Source organism: Cupriavidus sp. MEYA8, assembly GCF_059278825.1.
Window position 1 is genome coordinate 3,446,675 of record NZ_CM181221.1, and the last position, 17,263, is coordinate 3,463,937.

The 17,263-nt window shown below is 68.0% G+C and carries 21 protein-coding genes and 1 tRNA gene; 3 read left to right on the plus strand and 19 right to left on the minus strand.

Annotated elements, in window-relative coordinates:
• Positions 1 to 219: 219 nt before the first annotated feature.
• Complete coding sequence (locus AC5WJ1_RS16150) at positions 220 to 594, plus strand: calcium-binding protein (RefSeq protein ID WP_135706097.1); 375 nt, start codon at positions 220 to 222, stop codon at positions 592 to 594.
• Between the two features lie 90 nt (positions 595 to 684).
• Here AC5WJ1_RS16150 and AC5WJ1_RS16155 read toward each other — a convergent pair.
• The 18 genes from AC5WJ1_RS16155 to AC5WJ1_RS16240 all read right to left on the minus strand — a co-directional run bounded on the left by AC5WJ1_RS16155 (position 685) and on the right by AC5WJ1_RS16240 (position 14,524).
• Positions 685 to 760: transfer RNA gene (locus tag AC5WJ1_RS16155), tRNA-Ala, on the minus strand.
• A 74-nt stretch (positions 761 to 834) separates the two neighbouring features.
• Entirely contained in the window at positions 835 to 2,556 is a 1,722-nt protein-coding gene (gene soxB / locus AC5WJ1_RS16160; RefSeq protein ID WP_135706098.1) for a thiosulfohydrolase SoxB, read from the minus strand.
• Between the two features lie 56 nt (positions 2,557 to 2,612).
• Positions 2,613 to 3,107 carry a TlpA disulfide reductase family protein gene (locus AC5WJ1_RS16165; RefSeq protein ID WP_133097761.1) on the minus strand — a complete coding sequence of 165 codons (495 nt, stop codon included), beginning with the start codon at positions 3,105 to 3,107 and terminating at the stop codon, positions 2,613 to 2,615.
• A 5-nt stretch (positions 3,108 to 3,112) separates the two neighbouring features.
• Entirely contained in the window at positions 3,113 to 3,775 is a 663-nt protein-coding gene (gene soxX / locus AC5WJ1_RS16170) for a sulfur oxidation c-type cytochrome SoxX (RefSeq protein WP_133097762.1), read from the minus strand.
• A gap of 19 nt (positions 3,776 to 3,794) precedes the next feature.
• Entirely contained in the window at positions 3,795 to 4,622 is an 828-nt protein-coding gene (gene soxA / locus AC5WJ1_RS16175; RefSeq protein WP_135706099.1) for a sulfur oxidation c-type cytochrome SoxA, read from the minus strand.
• Positions 4,623 to 4,711: 89 nt separating this feature from the next.
• Complete coding sequence (locus AC5WJ1_RS16180) at positions 4,712 to 5,176, minus strand: DsrE family protein (protein ID WP_133097764.1); 465 nt, start codon at positions 5,174 to 5,176, stop codon at positions 4,712 to 4,714.
• Positions 5,177 to 5,271: 95 nt separating this feature from the next.
• Positions 5,272 to 5,583 carry a thiosulfate oxidation carrier complex protein SoxZ gene (soxZ, locus tag AC5WJ1_RS16185; protein ID WP_116355082.1) on the minus strand — a complete coding sequence of 104 codons (312 nt, stop codon included), beginning with the start codon at positions 5,581 to 5,583 and terminating at the stop codon, positions 5,272 to 5,274.
• A 54-nt stretch (positions 5,584 to 5,637) separates the two neighbouring features.
• Positions 5,638 to 6,093 (minus strand): thiosulfate oxidation carrier protein SoxY, encoded by a 456-nt coding sequence (soxY, locus tag AC5WJ1_RS16190; RefSeq protein WP_063240926.1) that lies wholly within the window; start codon positions 6,091 to 6,093, stop codon positions 5,638 to 5,640.
• 211 nt (positions 6,094 to 6,304) lie between these two features.
• Positions 6,305 to 6,631, minus strand: a complete 327-nt coding sequence (locus AC5WJ1_RS16195) for a c-type cytochrome (RefSeq protein ID WP_018006137.1) — start codon at positions 6,629 to 6,631, stop codon at positions 6,305 to 6,307.
• Between the two features lie 120 nt (positions 6,632 to 6,751).
• The gene (locus tag AC5WJ1_RS16200; protein ID WP_135706100.1) at positions 6,752 to 7,789 is read right to left on the minus strand and encodes a c-type cytochrome; all 1,038 of its coding nucleotides are present in this window, start codon (positions 7,787 to 7,789) and stop codon (positions 6,752 to 6,754) included.
• Positions 7,773 to 9,122, minus strand: coding sequence for a sulfite dehydrogenase (soxC, locus tag AC5WJ1_RS16205; RefSeq protein ID WP_135706101.1), 1,350 nt, complete (start codon positions 9,120 to 9,122; stop codon positions 7,773 to 7,775). The genes AC5WJ1_RS16200 and soxC overlap by 17 nt, the downstream gene beginning before the upstream one ends.
• Before the next feature lie 107 nt (positions 9,123 to 9,229).
• Positions 9,230 to 9,646, minus strand: a complete 417-nt coding sequence (locus AC5WJ1_RS16210; RefSeq protein ID WP_133097767.1) for an ArsR/SmtB family transcription factor — start codon at positions 9,644 to 9,646, stop codon at positions 9,230 to 9,232.
• Positions 9,647 to 9,776: 130 nt separating this feature from the next.
• Entirely contained in the window at positions 9,777 to 10,670 is an 894-nt protein-coding gene (locus AC5WJ1_RS16215; protein WP_135706102.1) for an EamA family transporter, read from the minus strand.
• A 131-nt stretch (positions 10,671 to 10,801) separates the two neighbouring features.
• Positions 10,802 to 12,067, minus strand: a complete 1,266-nt coding sequence (locus AC5WJ1_RS16220; protein WP_135706103.1) for an NAD(P)/FAD-dependent oxidoreductase — start codon at positions 12,065 to 12,067, stop codon at positions 10,802 to 10,804.
• 13 nt (positions 12,068 to 12,080) lie between these two features.
• Complete coding sequence (locus AC5WJ1_RS16225) at positions 12,081 to 12,413, minus strand: c-type cytochrome (protein WP_195427163.1); 333 nt, start codon at positions 12,411 to 12,413, stop codon at positions 12,081 to 12,083.
• Between the two features lie 171 nt (positions 12,414 to 12,584).
• Positions 12,585 to 13,424: a BON domain-containing protein gene (locus tag AC5WJ1_RS16230; protein WP_133097771.1), complete on the minus strand. Its 840-nt coding sequence runs from the start codon at positions 13,422 to 13,424 to the stop codon at positions 12,585 to 12,587.
• Positions 13,425 to 13,487: 63 nt separating this feature from the next.
• The gene (locus AC5WJ1_RS16235; protein WP_133097772.1) at positions 13,488 to 14,075 is read right to left on the minus strand and encodes a phosphoheptose isomerase; all 588 of its coding nucleotides are present in this window, start codon (positions 14,073 to 14,075) and stop codon (positions 13,488 to 13,490) included.
• A gap of 53 nt (positions 14,076 to 14,128) precedes the next feature.
• Positions 14,129 to 14,524: a YraN family protein gene (locus AC5WJ1_RS16240; RefSeq protein WP_135706105.1), complete on the minus strand. Its 396-nt coding sequence runs from the start codon at positions 14,522 to 14,524 to the stop codon at positions 14,129 to 14,131.
• A gap of 15 nt (positions 14,525 to 14,539) precedes the next feature.
• On the opposite strand from AC5WJ1_RS16240, the gene rsmI reads away from it, so the two are divergent.
• On the plus strand, positions 14,540 to 15,448 hold the full coding sequence (gene rsmI / locus AC5WJ1_RS16245; RefSeq protein WP_135706106.1) for a 16S rRNA (cytidine(1402)-2'-O)-methyltransferase: 909 nt from the start codon (positions 14,540 to 14,542) through the stop codon (positions 15,446 to 15,448).
• A 100-nt stretch (positions 15,449 to 15,548) separates the two neighbouring features.
• Here rsmI and AC5WJ1_RS16250 read toward each other — a convergent pair whose 3' ends face one another.
• Positions 15,549 to 16,316 carry a septal ring lytic transglycosylase RlpA family protein gene (locus AC5WJ1_RS16250; RefSeq protein ID WP_135706107.1) on the minus strand — a complete coding sequence of 256 codons (768 nt, stop codon included), beginning with the start codon at positions 16,314 to 16,316 and terminating at the stop codon, positions 15,549 to 15,551.
• A 293-nt stretch (positions 16,317 to 16,609) separates the two neighbouring features.
• On the opposite strand from AC5WJ1_RS16250, the gene AC5WJ1_RS16255 reads away from it, so the two are divergent.
• Positions 16,610 to 17,260 (plus strand): MBL fold metallo-hydrolase, encoded by a 651-nt coding sequence (locus AC5WJ1_RS16255; protein ID WP_135706108.1) that lies wholly within the window; start codon positions 16,610 to 16,612, stop codon positions 17,258 to 17,260.
• The last annotated feature ends 3 nt before the right edge of the window (positions 17,261 to 17,263 follow it).

Sequence of the window (17,263 nt, forward strand, 5' to 3'; positions counted from 1 at the left end):
CTCTGCTTCGACTCAGTGCTTCGACTCAGCACGATTGCCTGCAGCAGGCGCACCCCGCGCGTGCCCGTCATGCGGCGCGCCCTCATCAAACCATTCAATCGACCGCAGAAAAGATTGAATTCTGCCGAACAGTCCCCGCTGCTAGAGTGCCCCATGCCACCCGGGCCGGAAGCCAGGCCACCGGGCCGGCTATTCCAAGACACAAGCGAGGAGACTTTGATGACGAAACGCGTACTGGTGACCGGCGCCTTGTTGGCTGCCGTGTTCGTCGCCGGGCAGGCAGGCGCCCAGCAACAGCCGCAGGCACAGCCGGCGCAACCTGCGCAACCGGCCCAACCGGCGCAGCCACAGAAGCCGATGACCGCCCAGGAAATGAAGGCGGCGTTCGCGGAAAAATTCAAGGCTGCCGATACCGACAACGACGGCAAGCTGACCCGCCAGGAAGCCGAAGCCGGCATGCCCGAGGTGGCGAAGAACTTCGACAAGATCGACCGCAAGAAGACCGGCTATGTCACGCAGAAGCAGGTCGGCTCTTACGCTGTCGCCAAGGCCAAGCAGCGCAAGACGGCTCAGGACCCCAGTTCGCTGAACTAAAGACGGCCGATCCGGGTTCCCCTTTAGGGAACCTCCAAAGAAAAAACGCACGGCATCGTGAGATGCCGTGCGTTTTTTTACAAGAAATCCTGGTGGACCGAAGGAGGATCGAACTCCCGACCTCTGCATTGCGAACGCAGCGCTCTCCCAGCTGAGCTATCGGCCCGTCGCGGACGATTGTAGCCTACTTCGGCAGCGGCCTTCAATCCTCCCCGGCTGGCGTGAGGATACTGCACAACATCAGGCGGCGATGCCCGCGTTGCCGTTCATCCCACGCACCGTGGGCTCGTTCAGCGGCCGCGCCGTGACTTCCTTCGTGCTGCGCAGCCACTGCGCCATCGCGTCCCAGACCGGCGCCCCGCCGGCCTCCCGCGCTTCCTCCGCCACCGGCGCCCAGCCCGCCACCTTGTAGGTCTTGCCTGCCTCCAGCGGCTTGCCGGCCAGGCGCATGTCGGTGATGCGCTTGCCCATGCCGGCGGTGGGATCGATGGTGTACTGCAGGCCGCCGACGCGCACCATGTCGCCGCCCTGCTGGTAGTACGGGTCGGGGTTGAACAGGTTGTCGGCCACGTCTTCGAGGATGGTCTTGATGGTCTCGCCGCTCATCGCCGTCACGGTCGTGTATGGGTAGGTGATGGCGGTCTGGTCCATCAGGTGTTCCATGGTGATGGCCTGGCCCGGCAGCAGCGTGGTGCCCCAGCGGAAACCCGGCGAGAACGCGATCTGCGCGCCCTGCACCTGCATCAGGCCGTCCAGGATCAGCTGGTCGAAGGTGCCGTTGAAATTGCCGCGGCGGTACAGCAGGCCTCGGTTGACGGCGAGGACTTCGCCGAGCTTCTGTTCGTACGGTGCCCGTACCTTCCTGATAAGCGCGTCCATGGCCGGATCGGCCGGCAGGTAGTTGGCGAACACCGGCAGCAGCCGGTAGCGGAAATCGGCTACCTTGCCGCCCTTTACGTCGAAATCCAGTACGCCGAGGAACTTGCCGTTGGAGCCGGCATTGGTCACCAGCGTGGTGCCGCCCGCGTTCTTCACCGCCACCGGCGCGGGAACGCCGTCATGGGTGTGGCCACCGAGGATGGCGTCGAGCCCGCGTACGCGCGAGGCCAGCTTCAGGTCGACGTCCATGCCGTTGTGCGACAGCAGCACCACGGCCTGCGCGCCCTTGCCGCGCGCCGCGTCGATGACCTGCTGCAGGTTTTCTTCCTGGATGCCGAAGGTCCAGTCCGGCACGAAATAGCGCGGGTTGGCGATCGGCGTGTACGGGAAGGCCTGGCCGATGATGGCCACCGGCACGCCGTTGATCTCGCGGATCACGTACGGATCGAACACCGGGTCGCCGAAGTCGTTGGTCTTGATGTTCTGTGCCAGGAAGGCGACCTTGCCCTTGAAGTCCTTGTCGACGATTTCCTTGACGCGGTCCGCGCCGAGCGTCATTTCCCAGTGCGGCGTCATCACGTCGACACCGAGCGCCAGCGCCGCATCCACCATGTCCTGCCCCTTGGTCCACAGCGCCGTGGCCGAGCCCTGCCAGGTATCGCCGCCGTCGAGCAGCAGCGCGCCCGGCCGGCCCGCCTTGAGCCGCTTGACCAGCGTCGCCAGGTGCGCAAACCCGCCGACCTTGCCATAGCGTCGCGCGGCCTCGTTGAAATCGAGATAGGTGAACGCATGCGCCTGCGGCGTACCCGGGCGGATGCCGTAGTGGCGCAGCAGCGCCTCGCCGACCAGGTGCGGCGGCTTGCCGGCGTAGTCGCCGATGCCGAGGTTGACGCTGGGTTCGCGGAAGTACACCGGCCGCAGTTGCGCGTGGCAGTCGGTGAAATGCAGCAGGTGGACGTTGCCGAAGCGCGGCAGGTCGTACATCGACTCGGCGGCCTGCGCGGCGTGCGCGTCCTGGTGGGGGAAAGTCATGCCGCCGGCGCCGGCAATGGCCAGCACCTGCAGGAACTCGCGTCGGTTCATGTTCGTCCTGTGGATAAGTGCGTGCCGGTGGGCGCGTGGCGTCCGGCATCGCATCGCTATGGCTTCGCGTAACGCTCCAGCGCGGCCACGTCGTCTTCGAGCATCTCGCCCACTTCCTTCTGCACCACGCGCCCGCGCGCGTCGATCACGTACAGCTCGGGCAGGCCCTTGCGCTTGCCGAACACGGCCTGCAGCGCGGCGGAATCCATCGCTGCGGGAAAGGTGTAGCCGCGCTTCTTCATGTATTCAGCGGCCTCGCGCGGGTCCTTGTCGATGCTGATGGCCAGCACCCGCAGCGGCGTGCCGCGCGTGCGCTCGTACAGCTTCTGCAGGCGCGGGTTCTGCATCGCGCAGAACGGGCACCACGAGGCCCAGTATTCGACCACCAGCGGCTTGCCGGCCAGCGTGTCGGCGCGCAGCGTGCGCCCGTCGAGCGTCTGCACATCGGGCAGGCGCACGGTGTCGCCCACTTCCAGCGCGGCGGCGCCGCCGGCGGCGCAGGCCAGGCCAGCGGCCAGCAGCCAGCGCAGCAGGACGGCACGCGCGCGCATCGGGCTTACTGGTTGACGGGCGAGGCCGGGTCGAGCAGCAGCGCCATCACGTCGCGGATCTGGGCCTCGGTCAGGATGCCCTTGTGGCCGAAGCGCGGCATGTTGGAGCAGGCGGAGTAGGCGTTCGAATCCCAGATCTTGCCCCAGGTGTACTTGACCACTTCCTGCGAGTTGCCGCGCAGCTTGCCGTACTGGTACAGCGACGGGCCGATATTGCCGAACGAGATCTCGGCCTTGGTCATCTGGTGGCAGGCGTAGCAGTTGCCGCCGTTGGTGCCGCCGACCTGGTCGGTGAACTGCATGCCGCGGCCGTTCTGGGCGACCTTCTCGCCTTCCTTCCAGTCGCCGAGCCAGTTGCTGTCGGCGGGATATTTGACCTGCTTGAGTTCGGCGGCCTCGATCTTCTTCGCCACCTTGCCAGGCACCTTGCTGCGGTCCGGGTACTGGCTGCAGGCCTGCTGCATGGCGTCCTGGTTCAAAACGCCTTCCACGGTAGCGGGACCCCTGGAGGAGAACGAGTCCTCGATCAGGTGCTTCATGTCGGCGCTGCTGACGGCAGCGGGCTTTGTCTTGGCGGGACGGGCCCTGGTGTTGTCCTGCGCCTGCGCGCCGGTTGCCACCAGGGTAGCCAGCGCGGCGATGGCGAGTGCCTTGTATTGTCGTTGCATGTCGTCTCTCCCGTACTGGTCAGCGCTTCATCGCCGGGCCATCGTAGGTGCCGCCGTTGGCGTTCTTCGCCAGGAACATGGTCAGCGCGGTGATCACGTCCGAGCCATAGGCGGGTTCGGGAAAGCGTTGCTGGCGCAGGCAGTCGTACAGGCGGTGCTGCATCGAGCGAACCTCGCCCTGCGACACGCGGTAGGCGGGCCACGTGGTGTAGGCCGCCTGCGCGCCCTTGTCGGTGAGCAGGTTGGGCAGGTCCTGCAGGCGGATGCGCTGCCCGTCGACCGCGTGGCAGGTGGCGCAGGCAAAGTCATAGGCGCCGCCGCGGTAGAAGAACATCTTCTGGCCGAGGGCGTAGGTGCGCTTCTCTTCCGGATGGTTGAGTTGCACGTTCATCTTCGCGCCGCGCGATTCGCCGGTCAGATACGCAACCAGGCGTTCGATGTCGGACGGCTTGCCCGAGGCCGAGAACGGGTTCCTGGTCGCCTCTTCTTTCGTGAGACCCTGCAGCGTCACGCGGCACCAGGCCAGACGCTGCTCCAGGTCCATCACCTTGTTGGCGTCCTTGAAGTAGCGCGGCAGCTCGGCGTAGGCGCCCTTGGTCACGCCCGGGCCCTTGCCCAGGTCGCATTGCTCGAGCGAGGCGTTCTTCGGGCCGGCCGGCTTTTTCCACAGCTCTTCGCCGGCGGCTTCCCACAGCTCGGCGGGATTGCCTTCGGCCAGCATCTGGCGGTACTTGGCGATTTCATCGGCGGTGCTGCCCTGCGCATGCACGGCGACAGCGCCCGCGGCCGCCGCGGTGGCGGCCAGGGCCAGCGCAGCGCGCCGGGCCAGGCTTCGGATCGGTTTCATGGGGCTTCTCCTCGCGGCCGCGCCTTTCGGGACGGGCCGCTTTTTCTAGCTTCTTCTCTTGTCTTGCCGTCAGGCAGCGCCAGCCCGGCTCAGGGCTTGATATAGGCGTAGCCTTCCTCGGCTTGCAGGCGGGCGATCTCGACCACGCCGGCCTGTACTACCTTTGCTTCCATCAACAGCTGCGATTCGGTAATCCTGCGCGCGGTCAGCGTATTGCGGCACACGCGGAACTCCACGCCTTCGGCGGCCAGCGCGCCCACCGGGCTCTCAAAGCTGTTGCCGCGCGCATCCTTGGCACCTTCGACCAAAAAATCGATGCCATAGCCGAACGCGACCACCACGATCTTGGTGCCGGGGGCGCCATTCAGGTGGTTGCGCAGGTTGCCCATCGCGCGCACCGCCTGGTCGATGCCTTCCGACAGCTGGTACACCACCTTCACGCGCCCGCCCTTGCCGGCACCGGCCTGCGCCGGCTGGCCGGACTGTGCAGAGGCCTTGGCCGCCAGGCCGATGGCTGCCAGCGCCGCCGATGCTCGAATAAATGCTCGCCGCATAATGCTCCTTCCGGCCGGGTCCGTCCCGGCATTCCGCCCCGAACCTTAGCAGAGGACGACGCGGCGTGCCGGCAACATGCCGGCATCGGTCGGCCTCAGGCGATGGTCGCTTCGTCGGTGCGCTTGTCGCCCTTGTTGTCGATCCAGGTCACCGCGACCTTGTCGCCCTTGGCGCCGCCCTTGAACTTGAAGTTCAGGAACGGGTCCTTGGACACCGCCGGCCCGAACTGGGCGCGGAACACTTCCTTGCCCTTGCACTGGGCGGTCACGGTCTGGATATGCCAGGCCGGGATGACCTTGCCGGACGCGTCCTTGCGCTGGCCGGTCTCCATGTCGTGCTTCATCAGGATCTTTACATCAACCACGCCGCCGTTCTCGGTGGCGCGTACGCGCATCGGGTCTGCCATGTGTTTCTCCGGTTGCAGTTGGCGGGAATCTCGGTAACGGGGCGAGTGTCGGCGTCAGCCGCCGCAACCGCCCAGCGTGACCTTGATTTCCTTCGATGCCACGTACCACTTGCCGCCGGCCTTGACCGCGGCGTGCACCACCGAGGTCTGGCCCATCTTCACGCGCGTGGAGACGAACGGCTCGGTGCCGGCCGGGATAATGAAGTCGGCGGCCAGGGTATTGGGGTTCTTTTCCACCAGGATCGCGATCTGCTCGGTATCCGGGATGGTGCTCGTCACGGCCACCGGCACCACGGCGCCGTTCTCGGCGATGTCGGGGGCGTTGAAGGTGATGGCGGTGCTTTTCTCGGTGCCGCTGCCGCCGAGCGCCTTGATCACGTCGGCAACGCTCTTGCCGTCAAAGGCGGTCTTGTTCCACTCGGCCGCCTGCGCTTCGCTGATCAGGCCGGTGGCGGCCATCAGCGACAGGACAGCGGTGACCCGCAGCACTTCTCGTCGTTTGGAATTCATGTTCTTGCTCTCCGGCTACTCCGTCCCAATCGGTTCGCGTGACCGCTTTGGCGGTACTCGTTGGTGTTCTGTCCAGCTTGTGCCCTGCTCGTACTACGTGTGTCCTGCTCGCGGCCGGTACATTGCCGGCCGCTGGATCTGTGCAGGTCGGGTCGGCTTGCGCCGTCCGGCCCGTTGCATCGGCGGACTGCCCCCTGGGGGCGGTCAGGCTTTACTTGGCGGGCGCGCCTGCGAGCACCCACTCGACCACGGTCTTCAGGTCGGCGTCGCTGATGGCGGCGTTGGCCGGCATCGGCACCGGGCCCCAGACGCCCGAACCACCGCTCTTGACCTTCTTGCTCAGCGTCGCGAGGGCGTTCTTGTCGCCCTTGTACTTGGCGGCGACTTCCTTGTAGGAAGGACCGACCAGCTTCTTGTCGACCTGGTGGCAACCCATGCAGGCGTTCTTGTTGGCGATCTCCTGTGCCTTGGCGGCATCGACCGCGTGAGCCGATGCGGCGGCGCCCAGCATCAGCGCTGCGATGACAAACTGCTTCATTGTTAAGCTCTCCAAGCTCTGTAAAGCCGTGGGGACGGCAAGGGCCGCTCGGCACGTACTGCAAGCTGCTTCGCGGCATACACCGGCCGCCGCCTCGGGGGCACTGCGGCGGCCAGCCCGCTATTTTGCCTCAAGAATCCACCCCACCATGGCATGGACGTCCGAATCGGGGATCTGCGGCTGCGGCGGCATCGGCACGCTGCCCCACGCGCCCTGCCCGCCGGCCTTGACCTTTTTGGCCAGCGCGGCGTGCGCGTCCTGGCCCTTGTACTTGCCGGCGATGTCCGCGAACGACGGGCCGACCAGCTTCCGGTCCATTGCATGGCAGGCCACGCACTGGTACTGGCTGGCCAGCCTGGCGCCGGCCGGCGCGGGCGCTGAAGCGGCGGATGCGGCATTCGAAGGCGCGGCCGCGCTTGCCGCCACGCCGCGTACCGGGCCAAAGGCGCGCTGCTGCTGCGCCAGCTCGCCGTGGGCGTCGCGGGCATAGTCAGGCATCGCCGAAGCGATCGAAACCTGCCCGGAGCAATCCTTCATGCAGGCGGTATTGCGCGTGTCCGGGCGGCCGCGGCCGGGCCACAGGCCATGGTCGGTGGTCATGCCGTCGCGGTTGGGCATGCGTCGCTGCACGGCCGCGATATTGGCGTCCGACAGCGTGAAGTCGGCCGGCACGATCTCGCCCAGGTTCAGCAGGTAGGCGGTGACGGCATAGACCTCGTCGGCGGACAGGCTCTTGGGTGCGTTCCACGGCATGGCGCGGTGAATGTAGTCCCACAGCGTGCTGAGCGTGCTTACCTTCATCAGCGTGGTGCGATACGGCTGGTTGCCGGTCATGGCGGCGACCCGGCCGCGCTTGATGTCCTCGGCCGTGGTGCCGCCCACGAGCGGCGTGAAGACCTCGTTGGACTCGCCGAAATCGCCGTGGCACGAGGCGCACTTGCCGTCCCACACCTGCTGCCCCTGCGCCACGGTGCCGCTGCCTTTGGGCAGGCCCTTGAAGTCCGGGCGCACGTCGATATCCCAGGCGGCCACTTCGGCCGGGGTGGCGGCGCGGCCAATTGCCGCACGAGCATCGGCCGTGCCGGCGGCCCAGGATGGCGCCACGCAGGCCGCAGCCAGCGCCAGCATGGCGGCGCCGCGTTCAGCCCGCGTGGACATTGGACACCTCCCCGCCTGCCGCCACCCGCCAGCTCTGGATGGCGTTGTTGTGATAGATCGAGCGCGTGCCGCGCACGGCGCGCAACTGGGCCATCTTCGGTTGCACGTAGCCGGTCTCGTCGATGGCGCGGCTTTGCAGGATCGCGGCGCTGCCGTCCCAGACCCAGTCGAGGTTAAAGCGCGTCAGGCACTTGGACAGCACCGGCGATTCCAGCCGCGCGGTGCGCCAGTTGCGGCCGCCGTCGGCCGAGACATCGACCCGCGTGATGCGCCCGCGTCCCGACCACGCCAGCCCGCTGATGTTGTAGAACCCCTTGCCCACCAGTTGCTGGCCGCCCGACGGCGTGGTGATCACCGACTTGCACTCCTGGATCGAGCTGTACTGGCGCAGTTTGCCGTCCGGCATCATGTCCACGTAGTGGATGGTCTCGTCCTTGGCGTTCCACGGCTGGTCGCCCAGTTCCAGCCGGCGCAGCCACTTGACCCACGACACGCCCTGCACGCCCGGCACCACCAGCCGCAGCGGGTAGCCGTTCTCGGGGCGCAGCATCTCGCCGTTCATGCCCCAGGCGACGATGATCTCGTCGGCCAGCTCCATCGGGATGGTGCGCGTCATCGACGAACCGTCGCCGCCCTCGGCCAGCAGGTAGCGGCCGCGGCGCAGGTCGGCGCCGGCGTCGTCCAGCAGCACGCGCAGCGGCACCCCGGTGAACTCGCAGCACGACAGCATGCCGTGCGTGTATTGCACCGTCGGCACGGCCACGTTGCCCCACTCCATGCCCGTATTGGCGCCGCACTCGATGAAATGCATGCGCGACACCGCCGGCAGGCGCATCAGGTCGTCCATGGTGTAGACGCGCGGCGTGCGCACCAGGCCGTTGATCATCAGGCGGTGGCGGGCCGGGTCGATATCGTGCCAGCCCTGGTGGTGGCGCTCGAAATGCAGGCCGTTGGGGGTGATGATGCCGAAGAAGCCCTGCAGCGGCGCGAACGCGACTGATGCCGCCGACACGCGCGTCAGGCCCGGCGACTCGCGCCGGATCAGGTTTTTCTCATGGACCGAGGGCTGGCCATAGGGCCGGGCCGCGACCGGCTGGCCAAGGGACGTGGCCCAGGGCTGGGGCTCCAGGATGGCGGGATCGCCGTCCGCAGCCAGCGCGTGCCGGCCGGCGGTGGCGGCGGCGATGCCGGCCGCGGCGCCGAGGAAGCTCTTGCGCAGGAAGTCGCGCCGCGGCGCGTCCAGGCCGTGCCGGCCGATGTCCTGCTGCAGCGATGCGCTGACGAAGTGCTCGGGCGCGGGCACGATGCGCCCGGGCCGGTTCCGTTCCTGCAATGCCGTCTCCTCCGGCAGCTTGCGCCTGCGGGGCGCGCCGCCTGTTATTCGTGCCGCCGCGCGCCTTGCGCGACAGCGATCGATGGTCCGGAAGAGCCGGATCGCGCTCAGCCTGCCGCCCGGCGCCTGCGCGCGGGCGCGGCCTCGGGCTGCGCCATGAAGCGGTCGACCGCGCCGGAGGGCAAGGCGTTGTCCTCCAGCCGGCTGGCCACCTGCACACACACGGTGCGGCACAGCTCGATCACGCTTTCGTCCGCAATCGCGTAGAAGACCAGGTTGGCTTCCTTGCGGCGCGACAGCACGCCCGAGCGGTACATCGCGTTGAGATGCCGCGACACGTTGGTCTGCGACGAACCCACCGTCTCGACCACCGTGGTGACCGGCTTCTCGCCATCGCACAAGGCGTGCAGGATCTTCAGCCGCGTCGGCTCCGCCAGCAGGCTGAAGTAGCCCGACACCTTCTCGAAAACGCGATCCAGCTCTTCCATGCCGTCCAATATATTCGTATATGCGTGAGTGCGCATATAGTGTTTACCCAATGATGCAGAACAGCATGATTGTGCCGGGCATGGCTGCGCGGCACCAATCATGGTTTGCCAGCGGTGACTCCCGGTGGTGGACCGGAGGATGGCCACGTGGTGGCCTCGTGGTGGCCTATCGGCGCAGCAGTACCCGGCCCGCCCACAGCCGCTGGCCGAACACATTGAGCAGCAGCCCCGCCATGACCACGGCCGCGCCCGCCCATTGCGCCGGCGACAGGTCTTCGCCCAGCAGCACATGCGCCGACAGCAGCCCCACCACCGGCACCAGCAGCGTCAGCGGCGCCACCTGGCTGGCGGGATAGCGCGTCAGCAGCCGGCCCCACATGGTGTAGCCGAACACGGTGGCGGCAAAGGCCAGGTACGCCACGGCGAACACGCCCATGGCCGACACATGCGTGACGCTCGCCACGATGCGCGCCGGCCCCTCCACCCACAGCGACAGCAGCGCGAATGGCACGATCGGCACCAGCGCGCCCCAGATCACCAGGCCCAGCAGGTCGACCGGCCCGATCTTCTTGCTGACGATATTGCCGCTGGCCCAGCAGAACGCCGCGCACAGCGTCAGCACGAAGCCGGCCACGCTCATGCCGCCGGCGCTGGCGGCAGCGCCCGAGCCGATCAGCGCCAGCCCGGCGGCGGCCACCGCCATGCCGGCAATGTTGTGCCAGCGCACCGGCTCGCCCAGCCACAGCGCGGCGATGGCCAGCGTGAAGAACGCCTGCGACTGGAGCACCAGCGATGCCAGGCCGGCCGGCATGCCGACCGCCATCGCGTAGAACAGGAAAGCGAACTGGCCCAGGCTGATGGTCACGCCGTACGCCAGCAGCAGGCGCCACGGCACGCGCGGGCGCGGCACGAAGAAGATGGCGGGGAAGACCACCAGCAGGAAACGGAGCGCGCCGAGCAGCATCGGCGGCACGCCCGCCAGCCCTACCTTGATGACGACAAAGTTGACACCCCAGACGCAGACGATGGCGAGGGCGAGGAGACGGTCTCTGGCTTGCATGGCGGGGGCGGCCGGGATGGCGACTGGCGATGTGATCAAACCCCCAGCCTACCAGCCGCCCCGCGCGCGGCATTGCACGTTCTTGCGGTTTTGTTATGGGCGCCCTGGCAACGCCCGAAATTGCCAGTGCCTTATCCCAGCATTTCCGACCAGATGCTCCTGGCCCACGACAGCGCGTACACCCCCTCCAGCGTATTGGGCGCGTCCGACAGCCCGCCCGAGCCCGGCACGGTCAGCATGGTCTTCTGTGCGGCATCGTAGCGGTGCACGCTCGCCACGTGCACCGCCTCGCGGTCCGAGGTGAAGCTGTAGCAGGTGTTGTTATAGAGCGGCTGCGGATCCGGCGCGCGGCCCGACAGCAGCGCCACGATCGCCGCGGCCGCCACCTTGCCATGCTGGTTGGCCATATGGCCGGACTTGGGCATCAGCGGCGCGATCTGGATGGCATCTCCGATCACATGGATGTTGGGCGCCGCGCGCGACTCAAAGGTAACGAAATCGACATCGCACCACTTGGTGTTGGCCGTGGCCAGCCCGGTCGCCACCGCGATCGCGCCCGCGCGCTGCGGCGGCAGTACGTTGATCACGTCCGCGCGCACATCGTCCTGCACCTCGAACTTGAGCGTGCGCGTGGCCGGGTCGACATCGACGGTGTCGTACTGCGGCCGGTATTCGACCATGCCGGCGTACTGCCCGGCCCAGACCTTGCGGAACAGGCCGGCCTTGGAGGTGATGTCCGGGTTGGCGTCCAGGATCAGCACCTTGCTGCGCGGCTTGTGCTGCTTGAAATAGTGCGCCACCTGGCAGGCCCGCTCATACGGGCCGGGCGGGCAGCGGTACGGCGCCAAGGGGATGGTGATGGCGTAGGTGCCGCCGTCCGGCATCGCCTCGAGCTGGCGGCGCAGCGCCAGGGTCTGCGGGCCGGCCTTCCAGGCGTGCAGCACCTGGTCGCCGCCGGGCCGCTTCAGGCCGGGCAGCGCATCGCTCATCAGCTCGATGCCGGGCGACAGCAGCAGGCGATCGTACGGCAGCGTGCCGCCGCCGGCCAGCCGCACCGTGCGCTTGCCGGGATCGATGGCGGCGGCGGTGTCGCGCACCAGCTTGACGCCGTGGCGGCGCACCAGCTGGTCGTACGACAGCGTGATGTCGGCCAGCTGCCGGCTGCCGCCGACCACCAGGTTGGACAGCGGGCAGGAAATGAACGCAGGATTGGGTTCGACCAGCGTGACTTCGATGGCGTTGCCGCTCCACTCGCGCAGGTAGCGCGCGGCGGTGGCGCCGCCGTAGCCGCCGCCGACCACCACCACCTTGGCCGGCGCCGCGGCCCTCGCCGCGTGCATGCCCATCGAGCCCAGCACCGCGGCGCCGGCGGCGCCCAGGAAATGTCGTCGTTGCATGGCGCTCTCCCCGTCAACGCACGTTGGCGAACCACGCCGCGATCGCCGCGAGCTGTTCGTCGGTGTAGCCCCTGGCGATCTGGTGCATCACCGTGGCCGGGCGGGTTCCGGAACGGAACGCCTGCATCTGCGCCACCAGTTCGGCCTGCGGGCGTCCTGCCAGCGACGGGATGGTGCTGCCTTCAGGCGCGCGGCCCGACGGGCCGTGGCAACTGGTGCAGCCTGCGGCATTGATGCGCACGTACTGGCCGGTGGGGTCGGCCGACAGTGCGGGCTGGGCGCCGCAAAGCGCCAGGGCCAGCAGTGCCAGCCGCACGAACACAGCGGGCCGGGGGATGGTTGTCATGGTCTCGCTCCGTGTGGGGTGCCGGGCGCAGGCATCGGCGAGATGCCTGCTGGCGCGGCAACCGTATCACATCGGGTGCGGACAGTGTGCGGTGAAAATCTCAGATGGAAAAACGGCGCCCGCATGTGCGGGCGCCGTGGTGCCGGCAAGCGAGCCGGCAAGCGAGCCGGCTCAGGGCAGGTTCCGGCCCGGCGGCAGGGCGACCGGCGAGGCAGCCGGCGAATCTACCGGGCTGGTAGTGACCTGGCTGGGCGTGCTGGCCGGCGCATCGACCGGACCGCCCACGCCCGGCACCGACTGCACCGGCGCCGGCGTGCCGACGTTGCCATCGTAAGACGGGTTCTGCGAGGTCGAGGCCGCATCCAGGCGCGCGCGCTCGGTGTCATTGACGTAGTCGAACGCCTTGACCACCTTGGTCACGCCGGAGGCATTGCGCGCCACGTCGGTGGCGCGATCGCCTTCCTGCTGGGTTACCACGCCGAGCATATAGACCACGCTCTTCTCGGTGGTGATCTTGATCGAGTTCGACGGCACGCCGTCGGCGGTCATCAGCAGCGTCTTGACCTTGCTGGTCAGGTACGCGTCCTGGCTCTGCGTCATGAAGCCGGGCGAGTTGACCACCTCGAGCTCGTTGATCACCACGCGCGCATTCTGCAGGCCGCGCACGTACTGCTCGACCTGCTGCTTGACGCTGTCATTGCTGGCCTCGCCGGTGAGAAGCACCTTGCGGTTGAACACGGTCACGTTGACGCGGGCCTGGCCACTGTAGCGCGAGTTGATGGTGCTCTCCGCTTCCATCTGCAGGCCGCGGTCGACGGTCTGGGTGGCGGCCGGACGGCGGTCGGTGGCCATGGTCACGCCGGTGCCAACGGCGCCGGCGATCACGGGGAAGCAGCCGGCCAGCTGGGTGGCGGAAACCAGCACCGCCGCCGCGGTCAGCGTGGCGCGAAGGATACGGCCGGCGCCGGCGGCGCTGGTCCGGGTTTCAGGCGTAGTAGGCAGGTTGGTCATGCGGTCCTTGCTGTGGCTGGATGTTGGAAATGGGGGCGGAAGTGAGTAAGCGGACAGGCTAGCTCAGGCTTCCCCGAGCAATGCCTCGTCGATGCCGTCGCACAGGCAATGCAGCGTCAGCAGGTGCACTTCCTGGATGCGCGCGGTGCGCTCGCTCGGCACGCACACGTGGATATCGAATTCATCGAGCAGGCCGCCGATGACGCCGCCGCCCTTGCCGGTCAGCGCAATCACGGCCATCTCGCGCTGGCGCGCCGCCTCGATCGCGGCGATCACATTGGCCGAGTTGCCCGAGGTGGAAATCGCCAGCAGGATGTCGCCGGGCACGCCGAGTGCCTCGACCTGCTTGGAAAACACCTTGCTGAAGTCATAGTCGTTGCCGATCGCGGTCAGGATCGAGCTGTCGGTGGTCAGTGCGATCGCCGCCAGGCCCGGGCGCTCGCGCTCGAAGCGCCCGACCAGCTCGGCGGCGAAATGCTGCGCATCGGCCGCCGAGCCGCCGTTGCCGCACGCCAGGATCTTGTTGCCGCTGGTCAGCGCGCCCACCATGCGTTCCACGGCGGCGTCGATATAGGGGGCCATTGCCGCCGCGGCCTGTCGCTTGGTCTCGGCGCTGTCTAGGAATTGTTGCTGGATACTCTCAATACTCATGGCTCTGTGGCCTTTCATTGGCAGTTGCACGCCCGGTCGCGCGCCAGCGCGCATTATGAACCAGCCGGCGCGGCGTCAAGGTCAAACGCGTGCTGCAGCCACTCCAGGCGCCCTGGCTCCAGCGCCACCACGTCGAATCGGCACGGCGGCAGCTGCGCCAGCGTGGCGAGGTAGTGAGCCGCGGCCAGCAGCACGCGGCGCTGCTTGGCCGGCGTGACGCTGGCCGCGGCGCCGCCGAAACCGCGTCCGCTGCGCTGGCGCACCTCCACGAACACCAGCGTGCCGTCCGGCGCGCGCATCACCAGGTCGATCTCGCCGCCTTTGCAGCGATAATTGCGGACCACGGGCTGCAGGCCCTGGCGCCGCAGGTGCGCCAGCGCCCGGTCCTCCGCCCGCATACCGCGCGCCTGCGCGCTGCTCGGCTGCGTGGTGGATTTGAATGATGGCATCGACGGAAGTTCTCAATGAGTGACTGGATCTCGCTGGCGGCCAGCCAGTCGTACCCGGGCGGCACGCTGTATGTCGTGGCCACGCCCATCGGCAATGTCGCGGACCTGTCGCTGCGGGCGCTGCATGTGCTCGGCCTGGCCGACGCGGTGGCCTGCGAAGACACCCGCAATACCGCCCAGCTGCTGTCGCGCGTGGGGCTGCAGCGGCCGCTGGTGGCCGTGCACGAGCACAACGAGCGCGAGGCTGCCGGCCGCATCGCCGCGCGGCTGGCCGCTGGCGAGCGTATCGCCTATGTCTCGGACGCCGGCACGCCGGGCATATCGGATCCGGGCGCAAGGCTGGTCGAGGCGGTGCGCGCCGCCGGGCACGCGGTGGTGCCGCTGCCCGGCCCCAGCGCGGCGGTGGCCGCGCTGTCGGTGGCGGGCGACATGCTCGATACCGGCGATGGCCGCTTCACCTTTGTCGGCTTCCTGCCGAGCAAGCCCAAGGCGCGCGGCGAGGCCATCGCACGGCTCGCCGCGCTCGACCACGCCTGGATCTGCTACGAGGCGCCGCACCGCATTGCCGACACGCTGGCCGCGCTCGCCGCCGGCCTGCCGGGCGAGCGCCGGGTGCTGGTCGGGCGCGAGCTGACCAAGCTGTTCGAGGACATCGCGGTGGTGACGGCGGCGCAGGCACCGGCATGGCTGGCGGCCGACCCGAACCGGGCCAAGGGTGAATTCGTGCTGGTGGTGGAAGGCGCCGGCGGCGACGCGGCCGCGGACGGGGCGCCCGATGCCGAGGCGCAGCGCGTGCTGGGGCTGTTGCTGGCGGAACTGCCGGCCAAGCGCGCCGCCAAGCTGGCGGCAGCGATCACCGGGGCGAGCACCAACGCGCTCTACCAGCTGGCACTGGCGCAACGTTCCGGCAATAGCGGGGACTGAGGTTGCCCCTGAGGACGCCCGGGCGACGACGCCGGGCCGGTGCGGGGAAAGTAACGGAGAGGTGTCAGCGCGCGGTGGCATGCATCGGGCGCTGCCGGTCTCAGCGGCGCTTGCGCTTGACCGGCTTGCCGCTGGCCTTGGTTGCCTTGCGCGCCTTGGCGGGCGCCAGCGAGTTGGCGAGTTCGGGCACGGAGACATCGTCGTCGCCACTGCCATCGCCGGCTTCAGTGCCGCCGGTATCGAACTGCGGGCCCAGCGCCGCGACTTCGGTGCGCGTCAGGCGGCGGATTTCGACGTTGACGGCGCCGCGCTCGACGAAGCCAAGCCGGCGCGCGGCGCCGTAGGAGACGTCCAGCACGCGGTTGCCGTGGTACGGACCGCGGTCGTTGATGCGCAGCACCGCAACCTTGTCGTTGCGCAGGTTGCGCACCAGCACCCAGCTGTCGAGCGGCAGCGACGGATGCGCGGCGGTCATGGCGCGCATGTCGAAGCGCTCGCCATTGGCGGTCTTGCGGCCGTGGAAGCCCTTGCCGTACCACGAAGCGACGCCGCGCTGCTCGAACGTGCCGATGTCCGCGCGCAGGCCGTCGAGCGAGCTGCCGCTGCGCCCTTCTTCCCGGTCGTAGCCGAACAGGTTCCAGCTACCGCCTTCGGACGATGCGCGGGCGCTCTTGTCCGCGTCGTTGCGGGCGGCCTTGCCGGCGTTCTTCGCGCCGCGCGTGGGCACCGCGTTCGACGTATCGGCGACGTCCGCATTGTCGCCCCCGGGGGGCGTGGCACAAGCGGCCAGCACCAGGGCGCATGCAGTGCATGTCCCGAGCTTGGCCAGCCGTTGCCAGCGCTTGGTGAGGGCGGTCAAATTAAGCATGGGCGCGAGTCTAGCATTCACTACTGCTGACTATCTCTTTCATTTTGTTACGAAATCTGTTCGATCTCGCACGAACGAGGGCGATCTTGCCCGCGATCGACGGTGTGACAAGGGATTGCGGGCGATCCGGAAATTTGTAACAGAGAGGCTTAAAAATCACATATGGATATGCGCCGCAACAATTTATCGCCCGGCGCTACAATGCAAAGCATGAATGCCGCGCGGTTTTCCAACGCTGTCGCGGCGGATGCGGCGCCTATTTCGAATGCCGTATCGATCACAAATATCAACTGATGAAAGTCCTCCTTATCCCGGTCACCCCTTTCCAGCAGAACTGCTCGCTGCTGATCGACGAAAGCACCGGCACAGCCGCCGTCTGCGACCCGGGCGGCGACCTCGAACGCGTCCGCGAAGCGGTCCGGGAGCAAGGGGTCACGCTGCAGAAGATCTTCCTGACGCACGGCCACGTCGACCACTGCGCCGGCGCCGCGGCGCTGGCGCGCGAATTCGGCATTCCCATCGAAGGGCCGCAGCAGGATGAACGCTTCTGGATCGAGCAACTGCCCGAGCAGACGCGGCGCTTCGGCTTCGGCCATGCCGAAAGCTTCGAGCCGGACCGCTGGCTTGAAAACGGCGACACCGTGCAGTTCGGCAATGAAACGCTGGAGGTCTACCACTGTCCGGGCCACACGCCCGGCCACGTGGTGTTCTTCTCGCGCGCCAACAAGCTCGCGGTGGTGGGCGACGTGCTGTTCGCCGGCTCGATCGGCCGCACCGATTTCCCGCGCGGCAACCATGCCGACCTGATCCGCTCGATCCGCACGCGGCTATGGCCGCTGGGCGAGGATGTGACCTTCGTTCCCGGCCACGGCCCGGTTTCGACCTTCGGCGAGGAGCGCCGCAACAACCCCTTCGTGGCCGACCACCTGATCGACGTGGGCTGAGGC

Bases quoted from the DNA above. Each gene is read 5' to 3' on its own strand.
- AC5WJ1_RS16150 (WP_135706097.1), top strand. From the start codon at position 220: ATGACGAAACGCGTACTGGTGACCGGCGCCTTGTTGGCTGCCGTGTTC.
- soxB (WP_135706098.1), bottom strand. From the start codon at position 2,556: ATGAACCGACGCGAGTTCCTGCAGGTGCTGGCCATTGCCGGCGCCGGC.
- AC5WJ1_RS16165 (WP_133097761.1), bottom strand. From the start codon at position 3,107: ATGCGCGCGCGTGCCGTCCTGCTGCGCTGGCTGCTGGCCGCTGGCCTG.
- soxX (WP_133097762.1), bottom strand. From the start codon at position 3,775: ATGCAACGACAATACAAGGCACTCGCCATCGCCGCGCTGGCTACCCTG.
- soxA (WP_135706099.1), bottom strand. From the start codon at position 4,622: ATGAAACCGATCCGAAGCCTGGCCCGGCGCGCTGCGCTGGCCCTGGCC.
- AC5WJ1_RS16180 (WP_133097764.1), bottom strand. From the start codon at position 5,176: ATGCGGCGAGCATTTATTCGAGCATCGGCGGCGCTGGCAGCCATCGGC.
- soxZ (WP_116355082.1), bottom strand. From the start codon at position 5,583: ATGGCAGACCCGATGCGCGTACGCGCCACCGAGAACGGCGGCGTGGTT.
- soxY (WP_063240926.1), bottom strand. From the start codon at position 6,093: ATGAATTCCAAACGACGAGAAGTGCTGCGGGTCACCGCTGTCCTGTCG.
- AC5WJ1_RS16195 (WP_018006137.1), bottom strand. From the start codon at position 6,631: ATGAAGCAGTTTGTCATCGCAGCGCTGATGCTGGGCGCCGCCGCATCG.
- AC5WJ1_RS16200 (WP_135706100.1), bottom strand. From the start codon at position 7,789: ATGTCCACGCGGGCTGAACGCGGCGCCGCCATGCTGGCGCTGGCTGCG.
- AC5WJ1_RS16210 (WP_133097767.1), bottom strand. From the start codon at position 9,646: ATGCGCACTCACGCATATACGAATATATTGGACGGCATGGAAGAGCTG.
- AC5WJ1_RS16215 (WP_135706102.1), bottom strand. From the start codon at position 10,670: ATGCAAGCCAGAGACCGTCTCCTCGCCCTCGCCATCGTCTGCGTCTGG.
- AC5WJ1_RS16220 (WP_135706103.1), bottom strand. From the start codon at position 12,067: ATGCAACGACGACATTTCCTGGGCGCCGCCGGCGCCGCGGTGCTGGGC.
- AC5WJ1_RS16225 (WP_195427163.1), bottom strand. From the start codon at position 12,413: ATGACAACCATCCCCCGGCCCGCTGTGTTCGTGCGGCTGGCACTGCTG.
- AC5WJ1_RS16230 (WP_133097771.1), bottom strand. From the start codon at position 13,424: ATGACCAACCTGCCTACTACGCCTGAAACCCGGACCAGCGCCGCCGGC.
- AC5WJ1_RS16235 (WP_133097772.1), bottom strand. From the start codon at position 14,075: ATGAGTATTGAGAGTATCCAGCAACAATTCCTAGACAGCGCCGAGACC.
- AC5WJ1_RS16240 (WP_135706105.1), bottom strand. From the start codon at position 14,524: ATGCCATCATTCAAATCCACCACGCAGCCGAGCAGCGCGCAGGCGCGC.
- rsmI (WP_135706106.1), top strand. From the start codon at position 14,540: ATGAGTGACTGGATCTCGCTGGCGGCCAGCCAGTCGTACCCGGGCGGC.
- AC5WJ1_RS16250 (WP_135706107.1), bottom strand. From the start codon at position 16,316: ATGCTTAATTTGACCGCCCTCACCAAGCGCTGGCAACGGCTGGCCAAG.
- AC5WJ1_RS16255 (WP_135706108.1), top strand. From the start codon at position 16,610: ATGAAAGTCCTCCTTATCCCGGTCACCCCTTTCCAGCAGAACTGCTCG.